The following is a 17,800-nucleotide window of genomic DNA, read 5'->3' as shown; positions in this document are numbered from 1 at the left end:
TGCGGTGGAACAGCGAGGAGATCGACGTGGTGATCAGGCGAAGGATCCTGCTGTCGGGTGTTGCCGCGGCCCGCGCACTGCTGGCGGCAGGGTGCGCTGGCCGCGGGCCGTCGGATCAGCCACCGCGTGGTGACGGCGGCGAAGATCAGCGGACCCTGGCGGATGCCGGAGGAGGGGGATCCGCACAAGCGGACCTGGATGGCTTTCGGTGCGAGCGAAACGATTTGGGGTGCGGCGCTGCTTCCCGAGGTTCGCCGCAATCTGGCGACCATTGCGCGGACGATCGCACAGTTCGAGCCGGTCTCGATGCTGGTCCGCTCGGAGGACTTCGATCACGATGCCGGGGTCGCTGACTTCGTCGCCGCTCGCGCGGGCGTGGAATCGTTGCCCACCGATCTCGTGCTCGAGGGCGGTGGCATCGAGGTGGATGGCGAGGGTACCGCGCTGATCACCGAGAGTTGTGTCCTCAACCCCAACCGCAATCCGGGATGGTCGAAGGCCGATGTCGAGGCCGAGTTGGGGCCGCTGCTGGGACTCGACAAGATCATCTGGCTGCCCGGCATTGCGGGCCGGGACATCACCGACGGCCACACCGACTTCTATGCGCGTTTCGCTCGGCCCGGCGTGGTCGTCGCCGGATTGGACCCGGACCCCGAATCGTGGGATTACGACGTGACGGTGCGCCATCTCGACCTCCTCAAGTCGGCGACGGACGCCAAGGGGCGCCCGCTCGAGGTCGTCGTCCTCGAAGCGCCCGGCCGTGTCCGGCCGGAGTACGAATCGGATGACTTCGCCGCCGGCTACATCAACTTCTACGTCTGCAACGGCGCCGTGATCGCCGCCGAGTTCGGCGACCCGGAGACCGATCACGCGGCCAATCACGAACTGCAGCGGCTCTTCCCGGATCGCCGGGTTGTGCAGATAAACATCGACGGCATCGCGGCCGGCGGCGGTGGTATCCACTGCACCACCCAACAGGAGCCGGCCGACTAAGCCGGTAATGCCTCAGTTTGGATCGGCCGCGGTGCCTCCGGTCAGCTGCGTCGAGGACGGGCGCCTCCGCCATGGACGATATCGGCTCGTTCGGGGTCCCATCGATTGCGGAACACCACGTCTGCGATGGGCCGCCGACGAACCGGACCGTGGCGGCCACGGGGCCAGCCGACGACAACATGTCCCGCGAGGAACCACTCGTCGGGAACGCCAACCGCCTCGCGGAGCACCTGCTCGCCGTCATAGGACGCCCAGCTCGTGAAGCAAGCCCCCAGGCCCTGGGCTCGCGCCGCGAGATGAAAGTTCTGCATCGCCGGGTAGATGGACCCCGCCTGTAGGTACTCGGAGGCGAACCCAGTCTTGAACGCGGTGAACAGGACTGAGGTGTACTCGCCGGCGCGATCGTGCAATTCGTAGGTGGCGCGGTTGTTGCGCGCAGCTCGCCCCTGATCGTCGTCGGCGGGCCTGCTCATCCCGTAAATCGTCTCGATGGTCTCGAGCGCCTTCCCTGCTGCTGTGGCGACGGCGCTCCGCTGCTCGGGCGCGTCGAGGACGATGAAGCGCCAAAGTTGTGCATTCGCCCCGTTTGGCGCCCACGTCGCTGCTTCGAGGCAGCGTTCGAGTGTCTTGGCGTCGACGGGTTCGTCGGTGAACCGGCGGATCGATCGCGCGGTGGAGAGTGCTTCCCAGACGTCATTGGTCGGATGAGGCATGTCATTGGTGTACTCGACACCCGCTGGGATGTCGAGCCTTTGCGCGGCCGAGACGACGCGCCTTCATGCCTGACGAGTGCGCTCACCGGCCATCACGCCAGCGAGCTATATGAGCCTCAGAGGATCTGTCGTTTGATGTGTGCGGGACTGGAGGTGTGGACCGTGATCGACATGCGGTCGAATCGGTAGTACTCCAAGCTGTGTTCGAACGGCTCTCCGGACTCGAGCAGAGCGGTGCGTCGCACGACGAGCAACGGTGCGCCTACCGGCAACTCGAGTGTGGCAGCCTGCCTGGCGTCGGCAGCCGCAGCAGTGATGGTTTCCGTTGCCATTCCACGCTTTATCTCGTAGCGGGACTCGAGAAGGTCGTAGAGTGAGCCGACGAGGGACTGATCAAGTAGGCCCGGGAACATCTCGGCGGAGACGAACACAGTCTCGACGCTCAACGGCAGACCTGCAGCGAAGCGGGCCCGCTCGATCTCATAGAGATGAGCGTCGTCGGTCACCTGAAGCTCATGGGCGACCTCACCTTCTGCGCGCACCACGCGTGTGCCCAAGACCGTCGTGCCGGTCTCGAGGCCCTGTGCCCGTAGGTATTCAGGTAGCCCAACGAGGTGGTCGAGGTCGCGCACCAGCTTGCGCGGCGCCACGAAGACGCCGCCATTTCGGCCGTGTGTGCGCAGAATCAAACTCTCGGACTCCAACTCCTCGAGCGCCTTGCGAACCACCCATCGTGTCACGCCGTAGCGGGCGGCGAGTTCACGCTCGGCACCGATTCGGGTGCCGGGCTCCAAGCCGCCGTCGCCGATGGCCGCTCTGACCTCTGCTGCCAGATCCGCAACAGCACCGTCATTACCGCCAGTGTCCGCTGTGGATGTCCGCGCTGACATTGCTGCACCTCCCGAGTCCGTTGTACGACACTAGCGAATCGGTCACTGAAATGGTCGGATCATGGGCGCACATTTCCCAGGAAGGCGCCCGACAGGTATCGATCTGCAACCTCGCATGTGGCGATCGTGTACGAGTCGCCCAACTCATGAGCCAGGTCGGCTTCGGGATGGCTGCCGAGCCAGGCCAGCAGGTGCAGCCGTCGGAGAAAGACGAGGTGCGGGATTGCCGCAAGATCCTCGGCGCCCAACGCCCGCTCCTGGGTGTATCCGCCCAGCCAGGCTTCGACGACCTGGTCGACGTGGGGCAGGTGCTCGATGAGTGTGGTCGAACTGCACAGATCCCAGAGATACCAACTGAATCCGGAGTCGTCGAAGTCGATAACCCAGACTTCATCGTCAGGGCCCTTGAGAAGGTTGGCAGCCCGCAAGTCACAGTGCACGAGCCCGCCGTGGGAGTCGGCCGGGTACGTCGCGAGGTTGCGTCGGACCTCGGATTCGGCACGACGGAGCAACGCAGCGCGTTCTGGATTGACCTCCGGGCCATGTGCCCACTGACCCCAGATTGCCTGCGGCCCCAGGACGCCTTCAAGATCCCAATGAGGTCGGGTGAACCACGATGGCCGAGCCCAACCCTCGACGTGCCTGTGCAGCAGGGCGGCTGTGCGGCCTACGAGTGCATAGGTTCGCAGGTCGTCGGATACAGGCTCGGTGCCCTCGACGTGCTCGAACAGCGCACAAGCCCGGGTGACGCCTCCGGCCTCGACAAGATGGAATGCCTCGCCGGTGCGGGTGCGTTGGATCGCAGGCGTGCGCACGACGTCCCCACTCCGGAGGACATCGATCCATGCGAGCTCCGATCTGATCGCATCAACGCTCTGGTTGTCGTGGCGATAAACCCGGAGCACGCCAACAGGGCGTCCATCCTCAACCAGGAACGTGGCGTTCTCGGAGGTGCTGATGAGTCGGGTGTGCGCTGAAGACGGGAGCTCGTAGGCGGTCAGTGCGCATTCGGCGAAGACATCCTCGCCGATGCGAGCCAGGCCAGCGATGCTCTGCTGGCTGGGTTCTGTGTTCGTGGCACTCATTCCCTGCATTCCTTTCGGAGACTGTAGAACTTCTCTCGAACTCATCGTCGCTACGGCAGAGGGTCTGCGACCACGGTTCGCGGTTCGGCAGCTTGATCGGCGTCGCCATCGATGTGCAAGGCGCGCTCCACCCGCGCGGCGTCATGATCGACCTGGCCCCGTGTCATCGCGTACTGCTCTTCAGGCGAGAGGACTAGGCGCTTGCGACCCACCAGGGCGAAGTACAGGACCGCCAGCAGATAGGCAATCGCAATGCCGACCACTCCCGCGCGGTTGGCCGGGTTCCAGAACAGCGCGATGCCCATCATGAGAGCAAGGACGCACGACACGACGGCGCCAGGCATGCCCAGCCGGCTTACGAACGGCCGCTCCACATTGGGCATCGCCCTACGCAGCAGGATGAACGAGATCGCCTGCATGACATAGGCAATCACTGCGCCGAACACCGACATGGACAGCAGTGCGGCGCCCACTGATCCGCTCCCGAAGTAGTACAGCAGTGCGGCCAGCCCATAGCCGACCACCGAACCCGCGATCAACCCGGCGTGCGGTGTGTGCCGCTTGCCGTGCGTCACCGACAGCACGGTCGGGTAGTAGCCAGCACGTGAGAGCGAGTAGATGTTGCGCCCAAAGGCGAAGATGACGCCGTGAAAACTCGAGATCAGGCCGATCACAGCGAGCAACGCCAGAACGGGAGCTGCGACCGACCCGAAGATGGTGGTGAAACCCTCGTTGAGCGGTTCGGCTGACTCGCCGACGACGGCTGCGCCCGGAGCGGTACCGGCGCTCAGGGTGACGGTGAGAACCGCCATGACGGTCAGCGTGAGCATGCCAAGCATGGTGGCGCGGGGGATTGCTCGGCCGGGGACATTCGCTTCCTCGGCAGTCAGAGGAAGGCTCTCGATCGCCAGAAACAGCCACGCAGCGAAGGGAATCGCGAAGAACACGCCTTCGATGCCGTTCGGGAACCATGCGTTGCCGCCAGGGTGGACCGCGACGCTGAGCGCGTTCTGCAGGTCGAAATGGGGGATGGCGCCGATCCAGAACACGGCCAGGACTGTCAGTGACACCAGCGCCATCCCCAACGCGAACCGCATGGCCTGCTCGACACCGGCGATGTTGATCAATACGAAGATCCCGTAGAAGATCAGCCACCACACGGGTTGGGGGAGATGCAGTCCGACTGTGGACTCTGCGATTCCGGAGACATACCCGCCGATCCCCACCACCACGGTTGCCGACGCACCGACATAGACGATCGTCTCGGCGACACCGGTGATGAAGCCGCCCCACGGACCCATTGCCGAGCGACCGAAGCTATACGCGCCGCCGGTGTGGGGCATCGCCGATGACATCTCGGCCACGCACAGCGTCAGGGTCATGTAGAGCGCGAATGCGACGACCACCGCGACCAGCATTCCGCCGAACCCTCCGGCGGTGAGTCCGAAGTTCCACCCGAAGAAGTTGCCCGACACAACCGTGGCGATCGCCAGGCCCCAGAGCGTGCCGACACCTGCGTATCGACGAAGCTGGCGTTTCTCGAAGTAGCCCCGCTCGGCGTGGCGGTACGTCACCCCCTGCGGATCCTTCGCATCGGCCATATCGATACTCCTCAGTCGTCATGGGGACGGTCGACCAACCGATAGCCGACCAAATAACGACCTCAATACTTAACGGTTGGCGATGGCTGTGTCAAGCATCACTCTGAGTGCCCTAGGGGGGAGTGGAGCGAAGGCGTGATCTCAGCTGCGTGCGCAGCGCCTGGCAATCGCGGCCGGGTTTGTCAGACGTCACCCATGCGGCCAACATGGCTCGTGGGAAACGGATTTGGGGGAGTGAACCGCTATTGCCGCTGGAGCCAAGAGCGCCGGGGGGAGGGCGCGCAGGAACGGTGCGTCGCGCGAGCTGCCGAACGTCGACTTTGGCATTGGGCGGACTGAACCCAGCTGGTGGTTCAACCAGTCTTACGATTTGGTCGTCAACACAGGGGAGCGGTGTGGGTGGGGCGGTCGATCGCGCCTATGCAGACCCGTTGGTCGGGCCGATCAGCTCACACAGTTCTTCCATCACCATGCGACGGAGTTCCTCGCGCCCGTAGGTACCACCGCTGGCGGCGACACCCGGCGATGAGTTCTGTCGCCGTGCCGCAGGCTCTCGCACCCGTGCGGTGGAGCCGAGATACCGCGCGACATGATCGAATTCGGCGAGGAATCGATCAACGTCGGACTGGTCGAAGACAAGGGGAGGCCTGACCTTGATGACGTTTCCGAACTGTCCGGCCGTGCTCGTCAGAACCTTGCGCTTGCGGAGCTCGTTGACGAACGTGGCTGCCGTCTGAGGGTCGGGGACCTTGGTGTCGAGGCTGCCGACGAACTCGACGCCGAGATACATTCCGGCACCTCGGACGTCGGCAGGCATGTGGTTCCGAGCCAGGATCTCGCGCATGCCATCAAGGAGCTGTGTGCCCTTGTCGTGAGCGTTGGTGATGAGATCCTCGTCGCGGATGATGTCGAGGACAGCGTGTGCTGCAGCCACTGGCGCGTTCTCACCGCCAAAGGTGTTGAAGTAAGCGACGTTCTGTCCGAAGGTGTCCACGACCGACCTCTTGGCGACGACACCGGCGATGGGCATGCCGTTGCCCATTGGCTTGCCCATGGTGATGATGTCGGGAACGATGTTGCTTCGCTGATACCCCCACATCGCCGCACCGGTGCGGCCAAATCCCGGCTGGACCTCATCGCTGATGAACAGGCCGCCGGCCTTGTGGACGACCTCGATCGCCGATGCGAGAACTCCGGTGTCGGGATAGATGCCGTCCGAGGAGAAGAGACTGTCGACGACGAACGCAGCCAGTTTGACGCCGTGCCGCCGTAGATCGTCGATCGCGGCTTGGATGTGGCCTGCGAACCACTCCGCAATGTCCTGATGGGACTGTCGGAACGTGTCGGGCGCCGGCACTAGGCGAACGTCGGGGGCAAGAACGGTGCCCGCACCTGACGAGGGAGACCACGACGCCACGTCACGGGTGCACCCGTGGTACGCGTAGTCCGTCACGATGACGCCCGTCCCGCCCGTGGTCTGCCGCGCCATGCGCACCGCGAGGTCATTCGCTTCAGAGCCGGTACAGGTGAACATGACGTTCTCGAGCGCGTCGTCGTGAACGGACACCAACTGCTCGGCGTACTCGATGATGTCGCGTTGCAGGTACCGAGTGTTCGTGTTGATCATCCGCAGTTGACGCGTGACGGCATCGACGACGCGCGGGTGGTTGTGCCCGACGCTCGCCACGTTGTTGTAGGCGTCCAGATACTCGTCGCCGTGAACGTCGATGATCTTCGTGCCCGTCGCACGAACCGGCTGAAACGGCATCTCGTAGGACAGCCTGTAGGCAGAACCCATGACCCGCTGACGTCTCTCGACCAGACCCTTCGTCTCGGCATCGAGGCCCATCTGGTCACCAGGTGAAAAGGTGTTGAGCGCGATCACTTCGACGGGACGCGGAGTTTGGTCGCTGCGTTGGGTCATCGGGAAATCACTCTCCTGTAGATGGACCAGCGTGCTGTCAACCAATTGACCGGACATCTGCGTCTGGTCGGTCCGACGAAGGCTGCCAGTCGTCCGTTGACGGTGGCACGAGCGCGGATCTAAATGGTTGTTAAACGGTCCGCCCAAATCTATCGAACAGGTCGTGGGGTGTCAAGAAGCTCGCGGCGTGCCCGGCTAACCACTGGATCACGGGCGTCGCGGAAGAACTCCTCCCTGCCAGCCCTTGCGGAGAAGGAGTTGTTTGAATACTCTTCAAACAACTTTTGAGAGGGGAGTGCGCTGAGTACTCGACCGCTTTTCTATTGCCTTGCGCAGCACCCGCCCGTCACGAGCCTCGAGGCCTTTCGGGATGAGGTGCGCCAACTGTGCGCGGACTATCCCGCGGCGAGACTTGTCGTGTTCCCCGAGATGCATCTCTGTGGGGGAATGCCCAACGCACCGCTCCCTGAAGCCGAGCCGTACATCGAGAGCGCCGGCGGGCCGCGGGATCGAGCGCTCGAGCAGCTCGCACGAGAGCACCAGATCTGGCTGATCCCGGGCAGTGTGTTCGAGCGCGCGGAGGACGGCACGGTAGCCAACACTGTCTCGGCCTACTCACCCGAGGGGCACAGGGTCGCGACATATCGCAAGGTGTTCCCCTGGCAGCCATATGAAAGAACCTCGCCCGGAGGCGAATTCACGGTGTTCCGTCTCGGCGAGTACGGAACCGTCGGGCTGTCCATCTGCTACGACATCTGGTTTCCCGAACACGGTCGACAACTGGCCTGGCTGGGAGCGGATGCCATCATCAATGTCGCCCGGACGACGACCTCAGATCGTGCGCAGGAACTCATTCTCCTGCAGGCGACCGCGATCGCGAATCAGGTTGCGGTCCTTTCTGTGAACGCTCCGGCACCGGGTGGACGCGGGCAGAGCATCGCCTACGACGCCGAAGGGCGGCTTCGGGTACGCAGCGTCGATGCGTCGACGGAAACCCTCAGCGACGTACTCGATCTCTCGGAGTCGTCGCGGGTGCAGCGCGATGGAACGGCCGGCCTCAATCGAGTCTGGTCCCAACTCGACACCACGACCACCAGCCTTCCGATGTACCGCGGTGGGCGCATCCAACCTCGCCAGTCCTGAGCGAGCAGCCTTGTTCGAATTCCCAGATGCAAAGGAGCATCATGTCATTGACCAGTAGCGAAGTCGCGGTGAAGCCACCGCAATCCCGATTGGGATTGTCGTCTCTTGTGTTGTTCGGAATCGCCTACATGGCTCCGGCGGTCGTGCTCGCCACGTTCGGAATCATCTCGGAAGTCAGTTCTGGTACGTCGTCGGGAAGCTACATGCTCGCCACGGTGGCGATGCTCCTGACTGCGATCAGCTACGCCACGATGTCGGCGAGGTTCGCGCTCTCCGGTTCGGCCTACAGTTACGTCCGGAAGACGCTGGGGGCACACACAGGGTTCATGGCGGGCTGGGTCTTGATCCTCGACTACTTCTTCCTGCCGATGGTCATTTTCCTCATCAGTGGTTCGTTTCTCAGCGCACAGTTCGAGGCAGTGCCGTTCTGGGTCTGGATCGTGGCACAGGTGCTCATCGTCTCGGTCGTCAATGTGCTGGGCATTCGGGTGGCTGACAAGGCAAACCTCCTGCTTCTGAGTTTCGTTGCCCTGGTTCTGATCTGCTTCGTCGCACTGTCCCTGAGAACCGCTGCGAGCGACGGCGGAGCGTCGGTTCTCAGCCCATTCTGGAACATGGACAGCTCACTGGCGGGAGTCGCGGCGGGCGCGGCGATCGCGTGCTACTCGTTCCTCGGTTTCGACGCGATCACGACCCTGACCGGCGAGGCAAGGGACCCGCGACGCTTGATCCCACGTGCGATCGTCATCGCAACACTGGCGATGGGACTGATCTTCACCGTGGTCAGTTTCGCCGCCGAGCTGGTTCTCCCGCTGACCGTCGTCAACGACGCGGATTCGGCAGCGTTCGACATCGCGGCCCAAGCCGGTGGGAATCTTCTATCGGCAACGATCGTCGCAGCGCTCGTGATCGGAGGGTTCGCGTCGTCGATTGCCGCGCAGGCGGGTGGCTCGCGGTTGCTGCTCACTATGGGACGTGACGGAGTTCTGCCGAAGAAGTTCTTCGGATACCGCCATCCCAAATTCGGAACTCCGGTTCTGAACATCGCCCTGATCGGTGCCGTCGGACTGTTTGCTACCCAGATGACGCTGACCACATCGACGTCGTTCATCAACTTCGGTGCGTTCACGGCGTTCACCGCTGTGAACCTGGGCGTGCTGGTGCTCCTGCTCCGTGACAAGGAGAGTGGACCCGCCCGTTGGGCGCGTGTCCTGCTCGCAGGTGCCGCCATCGCCATCACCGTCTACTTCCTGATGAGCCTGGACACCCACGCGGTCACGCTCGGGGCCGGCTGGCTGGTCGCCGGTCTGGTCTACCTCGTCGTCCTCACACGCGGCTTCTCGCGTCCGCCGCCGGAGATCACCTCAGAAGCAGGCTGATTCGATGCCGACCCCGCTGCGATAGACTGCCCGTCAGTAGTCACAGGGAAGGTCGCGGCATGGCTCGCCCGAGTAACCAGAAGAAGCGACGCGCGGAGATCGTGGCCGCCGCCACTGCGGCGGTCCACAAGCACGGTGCCGCCGGGATCAACCTCAAACGCATCGCCGAAGCCGCAGACATGTCGTCGGCGTTGTTGCTGTACTACTACTCGGATGCCAACGACATTCTCGCCGAGGTGTATCGGTCCGCGACCAAGCAGTTCCTCGATGAGAGAGAGCGACTGGTCGCGAAAGAGACGCTCCCGCTGACGATGCTCAGCCGGTGCATCGCATTGGGCACCCCCTATCCGGGAAAGCGTCGTGAAGCGGCGCGGATTCTCTACGAAGTCGCTCCGGTGATCGTGGACGAACCCACCGCGGCGAGTTGGAGCCGGCACTTCTTCAGTGGCCAGGCCGAGCTGTACCAGAGAATCGTCGAGGCGGGGATCGCCAGCGGCGACTTCTCTCCGCTGCTTCCTCCCGCCAAGATCGCCACTGCCATGGTGGCCCTCGAAGACGGCCTCGCCATACACGCGATGACGGGTCTGTTGACTCCCGAGGAAGTCGAGGCGGATCTGCTCGCGCATGCCGAGGCGCTGCTGTGCATCGCCTCACCCGGATGGGCCGATCGCGCCGATGAAGACAGTGAGAACCCAAGCCTCTCGGTTTAGGCGCGGTCCCTCCGGTCAGCTGCGTCGGGGACGGGCGCCTCCGCCGTGGACGATGTCGGCTCGTTGGGGTCCCACTGATTGCGGAACACCACATCTTCGATGGGCCGCCGACGAACCGGACCGTGGTGTCCACGGGGCCAGCCGACGACGACATGTCCTGCGAGGAACCATTCGTCGGGAATGCCAACCGCCTCGCGGAGCACCTGCTCGCCGTCGTAGGACACCCAACTCGTGAAGCAAGCCCCGAGTCCTTGAGCACGCGCCGCGAGGTGGAAGTTCTGCATCGCCGGGTAGATGGATCCCGCCCGTAGGTACTCGGAGGCGAACTCAGTCTTGAACGCGGTGAACAGGACGGAGGTGTACTCGCCAGCGCGATCGTGCAATTCGTAGGTGGCGCGGTTGTTACGCGCTGCACGACCTTGATCGTCGTCGGCGGGCCTGTGCATCCCATAGATCGTCTCGATGGTGTCGGGCGCCTTCGCGGCTGCAGTGGCGACGGCGCTGCGCTGCTCGGGCGCGTCGAGGACGATGAACCGCCAGGCGACGATCCGATGCTGATGACGGCGACAGGTGTGGAACGGGTCACGCAAACCCTCGATCATCCACTGTCAGGCACAGAAGTCGCTGCGCGTGAAGTGATCGCGCATCACGTTCTGACTCCCTATCAATACCAGCAGCGCGAAGACGCCTCAGACGAGCTGCGCAACCGGGGGCTGGGCGACGTCATGTGCCGGCACTGCGGGGTGCAGCGTTGACCAGTCGCCCATGGGAGACGAGCGACGCGGACTGTTTGAGCACCTCTGTGCGAACGCTGATTTCGTAGGCGGCGATCGGGCCCGCCGCGGCGAAGCGGCCGGAGAGGTAGCGGTACAGATCCTGCTCGTCGCGGCACAGCGCGATGGCCATGAGGTTACGCGGCCCGGTGACGGCTGCGACGAAGACGATTTCGTCGTGTGCGGCGAGCTCGGAACCGACGGTATGGGTGTGTTCGGGCGGGAGGGTCAGCCACAGGATTGCGTTGATGTGGTAGCCGAGGCGCTCGGGAAGAATATCGACGTCATAGCGAAGCGTGCGTGATGTCTGCAGGACCGCCAGATGCCTCGCGACCCGCGCCACGGACCAGCCGGTGGCTCTGGCCAATTCGGCGTGCGACGCCCGTCCGTCGTCGGCCAGTACTTCGAGCAGACGCATGTCGTCCCCCGTGGGGGCCGCCGGTGTGCTGTGCGTGGGCGTCTCGCGGCCCTGGCCGGCGATGATCTGTCGGGCCTGGGCGGGAGTGAGCTTGTCGCCGTACCCGGTCCAGACCGTTGTCGTCGGGTCACCGAAGCTGTGCAGCATGAGGTCAACACTGATGTCTAGAACCGCTGTCGATCGCGGAAGCTGTTGCAGCAGAGCCTTATTACGGTATCCGTCACGGGCGGTCAGGATGGTGCAGAACAGTTCGGTCCCGCCCGACTGAATACTGACGTACCCGACGTCCGGTCGGCGGATGAGTGCGTCGCTCAGCGCGCCGACGCGGTCAGGCCTGATCCGGATACGCGCGACCCACTGGGCGTCACCTACGAGGTGGGCGTTGAGCATTCCCGCGACCCGCAGCACTCCGTCGCGACGCAGCTGGTGGTAGCGGCGGGAGACGGTCTGCTCTGAGAGGCGGGTGACCTCGGCGATACGGCGGAAGGACACCCGCGGATTGAGCTGCAGTGCGTGCAGTATCAAACCATCGGACGGTCGTGCCATGAGGAAAAGTATCCACTACTGAGCCGCAGACTAACGAAATCACCACAGGTCTTGATCATCATGCGTTGATCCGGTGCGTGCATTGCGACGCTATGGGGGTTGTCCGACACGGCCATCGTGGCCGCGATCGAGTCGGGCTCGGACCACATCGACGACAGGAGTCAGCCCCATGCCACCACCCGAAACCGTCGCCTGCCCCAGACCTGCTCTGCTCCTCATCCACGGTGCATGGCATGGACCATGGTGCTGGGAAGATCTCATCCCGGTCTTGTCCACCAGAGGATGGCGCGCACAGACCGTGGATCTTCCTTCAGGCCTCGAATTCGACTCGCCCGCACCGTTACTGGTGCCGGGTCTGTACGACGACGCCGCGGCCATCACCGCCAAACTCGTCGAGATCGGCGAGCCCACGGTCGTGGTGGCGCATTCCTATGGCGGCGCCCCGGCCACTGAAGCCTGTGCCCACGTCGACAACGTCGTCCACATGATCTATCTCGCTGCGTTCCAGCTCGATGTCGGTGAGAGCGTGCGCACATCGATGGGGGCCGGCCCCGACCAGCCCATCCCGGACGCTGGTTACTCCCCGCCCATGCATGATGCGGATCTCTACTCCGATGTCGACCCCGAGGTGGCTACCCGGGCGACCCGACGGCTGCGCCTGCAATCCGATCCCAGCCGGGCCCAGACCGTTAGGCAGGCCGGCTGGCGCACCGTCGGATCGAGCTACGTCGTCTGCGACCTGGATGCCGCCGTTCCGCCGGAGCGTCAACAGCGATTCGCTGCCCGCGCCGATGCGATATACCACCTGCCGACCGGACACTCGCCGTTCTACTCCGCCCCAGCCGAACTCGCGGACCTTCTTGGCGAAATCATCTGCAAAGCTGCGAAACGAGCAGAGAAATGATCGGTGAGACGAAACGCGTCATTGCACTCGAGGAGCACTACGCAGATCCCGAGCTACTCGCCCTGACGGGATTTGACGTCTCGCGGCTGCCAGCCTCCCGCCGTGAAGGTCTGACCGATCTACGGGCACGTCTGGCCGATATGGATCACGCCGGCATCGACCTGCAGGTGCTGTCGGCCCTGCCGCCCGGAACGCAACATCTCGCCGCCGAGCACGCTCGCGCGGCTAACCAGCGGCTCTGTGAGAATGCGATCCAGCCCTGGCCGGAGCGCTTCGCGGGATTTGCCACCGTACCGCTCACCGATCCGGATGCCGCGGCGGCCGAACTCGACTATGCGGTCAGCGAACTGGGATTCATCGGGGTGATGGTGCACGGCATGGCCGGGGATCGATTCCTCGATCACCCCGACTACAGCCCCCTACTCCACGCCGCAGCCGAACTCGGGGTGCCGCTCTATTTGCACCCCGGGTTCCCCGCGCCGGCAGTGTTCGGCCACTACTACTCGGGTCTGCCGCCGGCAACCGGGCACGCGCTGGCCACCCACGCCTACGGCTGGCACTACGAGACATCGCTACACGCTCTTCGGCTGATCGCCGCTGGCGTGTTCGACCGGCTGCCCGCCCTCCAGGTCGTCCTGGGGCATCTCGGCGAGGGCCTGCCGTTTCACCTGCAGCGCGTCGAACGCATGTTGAGCGGTGTCGCTCCGCATCTGGCCCGACCGGTGAGCAGCTATGTACAGAGGAACTTTTGGATCACTACCAGCGGCTACTTCGACGACCATCCGTTCGCTCTCGTGCGCAAGGTCGTCGGCGACAGCAGGATCATGTTCGCTGTCGACTACCCGTTCAGCGACAACGCTGCCGGCACCAGTTGGCTGGACAATCTTGACCTCGACCCCGATACGCGGTGGGCGATCACCCATGGCAACGCCGAGAAGCTGCTCGGCCTGACGCCCTCGCATGGACAAGGTGGATGTGCGTCATGACCAACCTGGGTTCGCAGGCGAACAAACGCGCATTGGTCACCGGCGGGAACAGGGGGATCGGTGCATCCATCGCGCGCCGTCTGGCAGCCGAGGGGGCTGACGTCGCAATCACCTATCGCACCGATCCCGCAGCCGCGGCGACCTTGGTGGCCGAAATCGAACAGGAGGGGTGTTACGCCCACGCCTACCACTCCGATATCGGTGATCCGGCGCAGGTCCGAGCCCTCGTCGAGCAGGTGGCCGCCGAATTCGGTGCCATTGACCTGTTGACCAGCAACGCCGGTGTGGAGCACTATGGGGCGTTGACATCTATTACGCCGGAGGAATTCGACCGGGTATTTCATGTCAACGTCGCCGGCCAACTCTTCCTCACCCAGGCCGCCGCCGCTGTGATGCCCCCGGGCGGGCGGGTGGTGCTTACCTCATCGGTCAGTGCGCGGGTCGCCTCGTATCACCACGCTCTGTATGCCTCCAGCAAAGCGGCCGTCTCAGCGCTCGTCCTGAGCCTGGCACCCGAACTGGCGGAACTGGGGATCGGTATCAACGCCATCGCGCCCGGACCGACCAATACCGACATGGGTAAGCAGCATGCGCACAGCTACACCCACCCGGCATTGCGCGGGGTCTCTCCTGACGCGTTGGTCGCCTCGATGAATGCCGTAGGCAGGCTGGCGGAGCCCGACGAAATCGCCGCCGCAGTGGCGTTTCTGCTGTCGCAGGACGCAACGCACCTCACCGGAACCACTCTTGACGTCGCCGGCGGATGGAACTGAACGGACAATGCATGCATCGGGAGGCGCGTCACCTCCCGCCGCTCAGCGCAGTAAGTCGGTCGCCAGGCCGATGAAGGCGGCGGGGTGATCCTTCGAACATTCTGACCGAGGTCCCACTGGGTGTAGATCTTCCCATCCGGGCCGACATTCTGGCGGAGTTGACGAATCAGGCCGTTCACATCGGCGACGCGAGGAACTGAACCCGGCCACGTCAGCGCCCTGCCATGGATGACAGCCCATGCTCGAGAAGGCCGAAGATGATGTCCAGGGCTTTGCGCGGTTCGGGTTCGTCGCCCAGAAACTGCGGGATCTCCAGCACATAACGGGCTACCGCACGAGCTGTCACGTCGTCGGAGGGCCGGCCCAGCTCGGCGGCGATGGCCTCGGCAAGCGGCCTCTCGCAACGGATCCAGAGCTTTCGCGAATACTCCCGTAGCGCGGGGGTGGTCATGATCAGTTCGGTACGCCGGACGAACGCCACCGAGGGGTTTTGCTCGAACGGTCCCCGGCCGGCCATGAATTCCCGCAATGCAGCGAGCACGGGGGTGCCCGCAGGACGATCGTGGACGGCAGTAAGCATGCTTTCTCGTCGCTCGACACCGTCGTCGAACATTACGGCCGGTTTCCCGTCGGGAACATGCTTGAACAGTGTGGGCACTGAGACGTCGACCTCGTCCGCGATGTCTTTCACGGCCACGGCGTCGTATCCCCGGGCCAGGAAGAGGCGTTCGGCTGCCGCCGCCAAGGCTTGGCGCGTTTGCGCGTTCTTGCGGGCGCGCCGCCCCGGCACGTCAGTCGTCACCGGATCACCATACCGAGCTGAGCAAGTTGCTATAACGTATAAGTGACTATATAACCTTATTGAATAAACATAACGCGGCTGGGAGGCCTTATGCACGACGAAACGATCGACAACACCAGCACCTTGATCGTCGGAGGTAGCCTCGTGGGTCTGTCGGCGGCGGTCTTTCTCGCCGCCCAGGGCGTGCCGACGACCCTCGTCGAGCGCCACTCCGGCAGCGCGCTACACCCTCGTGCGATCGGCTACACCACCCGCACGATGGAGCTATTCCGCAGCGTCGGAATCGAATTGCCGCCCAGCACGCAGGGCGGCCCACCACGCCGGGCTCGTGTCGAAAGCCTTGCCGGACAATGGTTTGAGGAGTACCCGTGGTCACCCCCGGCCGCGGCCGCATCCAACGTGGCCGACCACTCTCCGGTGCACGCCAGTGCGATAGCGCAAGACGCCTTGGAACCCATCTTGCGCAAGCGGGCCATCGAACTCGGTGCCGACCTGCGCCTGGGCACCGAGCTGGTGTCCTTCGACGACACCGGTGGCGGGGTCACTGCCACGTTGCGCCGACGGGCCGATGGCAGCCAGTACCGTATCGACGCCGACTACCTGATCGCCGCCGACGGGGCAGACAGCGGGATCCGCGACGGTCTCGGCATCACACGCACGGGCCGGGGTCTCCTGTCGGTCCAGCGCAGCATCCTGTTCCGGGCGCCCGCGCTGGAACAGTATCTGCGTCAGGGCGTCGTCCAGTTCGAGATCGAACAAGATAACTTCAGCGCCTTCCTGACCACCTACTCCGACGGACGCTGGGTGCTGATGCTCAAGGACGACGTCGACCGCACCGAAGACGAACAGTGGTCCGTCATTCGGCGTGCCACCGGAATCGACGACCTGCGCATCGACCTGATCACCACCGGACGGTGGGAACTATCGGCACTCATCGCCGACTACTTCAGTTGCGGCAGAGTGTTCCTCACGGGGGACGCGGCGCACCAACTCCCACCCAACCGCGGCGGGTACGGCGCCAACACGGGAATCGCTGACGCGCACAACCTCGCCTGGAAGATCGCCGCGGTCCACAACGGCCGCAGCGAGCCGACACTGCTTGATACCTACAGCGCTGAACGACGACCAGTCGCATGGCTGCGCCATGAACAGATCTTCGCGCGTGCCGATTACAAGGCCTATATCGATACCCCCACCTCGGATACCGACATCATCGATGACGTCGCCATGGAACTCGGCCAGCTCTACCGTTCCCTTGCCCCAGCCGACGTGAACCAGGACCTTCCGGACGCCCGCAGACCTGATGAGTGGGCCGGAGAACCCGGCACCCGGGCGCCGCACGTGTGGCTCACCCCGGGGTGCTCGACGCTGGACCACTTCGGTCGAGACTGGACGCTGGTTACCAACTCCGACGCCTGGTGCAGCGCCGTCGATTCCGTCGCCGGTCAACTCGGTGTCCGCGTCCAAGTGCTCTGTTTCACCGGCGGATCCGTTCTGCACGACCTGATCGCCCCGGCCTACGGACTAGGACCGGGTGGGGCGTCCTTGGTGCGACCCGATGGTTTCATCGCGTGGCGAGCCGTGACGGCCCCGACCAGCCGTGCGGCCGCGCTGGCGGCCGCGGTGGCCACCGCCGCAGTACTCACGCCGAGACCGCCAGAGTGGGACGACCACGCTGCCATCGTTGACCTGACTGCGCGTTACGCCGACGCGATCAACCGCGGGTGGGGTGGCAAAACAGTTTCTCCACAGGCGATTGCGCAGATATTCACCCTGGACGGCGTCTTCGAGCACCCGGGCGCACCCCCGACCATTGGGGCCGCGGCGATCTCGGCAGCGTTACCCGAGGCCACCGCATCCGTGCCTTTCGCCATGCACGCCTTCCTGAGCCCTGTCCTCGTCATCGACGGCGAAAGCGCAACCGGTCAATGGCTGATGTGGGTCGCTGCCGACGGCGGAGGCGATCCTCGTGCGGCGTACCTCGGCGCCGACCTCACCTACACGCGCACCCCGAGTGGATGGCGCATCCAGTCGATCGTCATCAAACCCGGAATGCGGATTCCCGCTCAAGCGTCATGAACGCGAGCGAGCGCCGTGACCGACAGCTGGGGGGGTGAAGTCCGCCATCCCGGGGGCAAATCAGGACAGCGGTACCGCCAC

General features: G+C 64.3%; 14 protein-coding genes and 2 pseudogenes. 8 read left to right on the top strand and 8 right to left on the bottom strand.

The window, feature by feature from the left end:
- Window positions 1-29 precede the first annotated feature (29 nt).
- Window positions 30-993, top strand: a pseudogene (locus tag ABIA65_RS15170) (agmatine deiminase family protein).
- Window positions 994-1,034: 41 nt separating this feature from the next.
- Here ABIA65_RS15170 and ABIA65_RS15165 read toward each other — a convergent pair.
- The 5 genes from ABIA65_RS15165 to ABIA65_RS15145 all read right to left on the bottom strand — a co-directional run bounded on the left by ABIA65_RS15165 (window position 1,035) and on the right by ABIA65_RS15145 (window position 7,131).
- Entirely contained in the window at window positions 1,035-1,706 is a 672-nt protein-coding gene (locus ABIA65_RS15165; RefSeq protein ID WP_354524060.1) for a nitroreductase family protein, read from the bottom strand.
- 116 nt (window positions 1,707-1,822) lie between these two features.
- Complete coding sequence (locus tag ABIA65_RS15160; protein WP_354524059.1) at window positions 1,823-2,596, bottom strand: GntR family transcriptional regulator; 774 nt, start codon at window positions 2,594-2,596, stop codon at window positions 1,823-1,825.
- A gap of 59 nt (window positions 2,597-2,655) precedes the next feature.
- On the bottom strand, window positions 2,656-3,681 hold the full coding sequence (locus ABIA65_RS15155) for a phosphotransferase enzyme family protein (protein ID WP_354524058.1): 1,026 nt from the start codon (window positions 3,679-3,681) through the stop codon (window positions 2,656-2,658).
- Between the two features lie 50 nt (window positions 3,682-3,731).
- A complete protein-coding gene (locus tag ABIA65_RS15150) occupies window positions 3,732-5,282 on the bottom strand; it encodes an amino acid permease (protein ID WP_241405393.1) in 1,551 nt (516 codons plus the stop codon).
- A gap of 418 nt (window positions 5,283-5,700) precedes the next feature.
- Window positions 5,701-7,131 (bottom strand): aspartate aminotransferase family protein, encoded by a 1,431-nt coding sequence (locus tag ABIA65_RS15145; RefSeq protein WP_502919573.1) that lies wholly within the window; start codon window positions 7,129-7,131, stop codon window positions 5,701-5,703.
- A gap of 375 nt (window positions 7,132-7,506) precedes the next feature.
- Between ABIA65_RS15145 and ABIA65_RS15140 the strand changes: the two genes are divergently transcribed.
- The 3 genes from ABIA65_RS15140 to ABIA65_RS15130 are packed head-to-tail and all read left to right on the top strand — an operon-like array spanning window position 7,507 to window position 10,438.
- Window positions 7,507-8,349 (top strand): carbon-nitrogen hydrolase family protein, encoded by an 843-nt coding sequence (locus ABIA65_RS15140; RefSeq protein WP_354524224.1) that lies wholly within the window; start codon window positions 7,507-7,509, stop codon window positions 8,347-8,349.
- Window positions 8,350-8,390: 41 nt separating this feature from the next.
- Window positions 8,391-9,728 (top strand): APC family permease, encoded by a 1,338-nt coding sequence (locus ABIA65_RS15135; RefSeq protein ID WP_354524056.1) that lies wholly within the window; start codon window positions 8,391-8,393, stop codon window positions 9,726-9,728.
- A 59-nt stretch (window positions 9,729-9,787) separates the two neighbouring features.
- A complete protein-coding gene (locus ABIA65_RS15130; RefSeq protein WP_354524055.1) occupies window positions 9,788-10,438 on the top strand; it encodes a TetR family transcriptional regulator C-terminal domain-containing protein in 651 nt (216 codons plus the stop codon).
- Window positions 10,439-10,453: 15 nt separating this feature from the next.
- Here ABIA65_RS15130 and ABIA65_RS15125 read toward each other — a convergent pair.
- Window positions 10,454-10,977, bottom strand: a pseudogene (locus ABIA65_RS15125) (nitroreductase family protein); the annotation flags it as partial.
- A 184-nt stretch (window positions 10,978-11,161) separates the two neighbouring features.
- Window positions 11,162-12,175 carry an Lrp/AsnC family transcriptional regulator gene (locus ABIA65_RS15120; protein ID WP_354524054.1) on the bottom strand — a complete coding sequence of 338 codons (1,014 nt, stop codon included), beginning with the start codon at window positions 12,173-12,175 and terminating at the stop codon, window positions 11,162-11,164.
- Window positions 12,176-12,344: 169 nt separating this feature from the next.
- On the opposite strand from ABIA65_RS15120, the gene ABIA65_RS15115 reads away from it, so the two are divergent.
- Genes ABIA65_RS15115 through ABIA65_RS15105 form a run of 3 tightly spaced genes read left to right on the top strand, consistent with a single transcriptional unit; the run spans window position 12,345 to window position 14,838 of the window.
- Complete coding sequence (locus ABIA65_RS15115) at window positions 12,345-13,079, top strand: alpha/beta fold hydrolase (RefSeq protein ID WP_354524053.1); 735 nt, start codon at window positions 12,345-12,347, stop codon at window positions 13,077-13,079.
- Entirely contained in the window at window positions 13,076-14,065 is a 990-nt protein-coding gene (locus ABIA65_RS15110) for an amidohydrolase family protein (RefSeq protein WP_354524052.1), read from the top strand. Before ABIA65_RS15115 ends, ABIA65_RS15110 begins: the two co-directional genes overlap by 4 nt.
- Window positions 14,062-14,838 (top strand): SDR family NAD(P)-dependent oxidoreductase, encoded by a 777-nt coding sequence (locus tag ABIA65_RS15105; protein WP_354524051.1) that lies wholly within the window; start codon window positions 14,062-14,064, stop codon window positions 14,836-14,838. The genes ABIA65_RS15110 and ABIA65_RS15105 overlap by 4 nt, the downstream gene beginning before the upstream one ends.
- Before the next feature lie 211 nt (window positions 14,839-15,049).
- On the opposite strand, the gene ABIA65_RS15100 is transcribed toward ABIA65_RS15105, so the two are convergent.
- Window positions 15,050-15,640, bottom strand: a complete 591-nt coding sequence (locus ABIA65_RS15100) for a TetR/AcrR family transcriptional regulator (protein WP_354524050.1) — start codon at window positions 15,638-15,640, stop codon at window positions 15,050-15,052.
- Window positions 15,641-15,730: 90 nt separating this feature from the next.
- Between ABIA65_RS15100 and ABIA65_RS15095 the strand changes: the two genes are divergently transcribed.
- Window positions 15,731-17,719: an FAD-dependent monooxygenase gene (locus ABIA65_RS15095; RefSeq protein ID WP_354524049.1), complete on the top strand. Its 1,989-nt coding sequence runs from the start codon at window positions 15,731-15,733 to the stop codon at window positions 17,717-17,719.
- Window positions 17,720-17,800 lie beyond the last annotated feature (81 nt).

Source organism: Mycolicibacterium sp. 624, from assembly GCF_040548615.1.
Taxonomy (GTDB): domain Bacteria; phylum Actinomycetota; class Actinomycetes; order Mycobacteriales; family Mycobacteriaceae; genus Mycobacterium.
The sequence above is the reverse complement of the archived record's forward strand: the minus strand, read 5'-3'. Positions and strand labels throughout refer to the sequence as shown.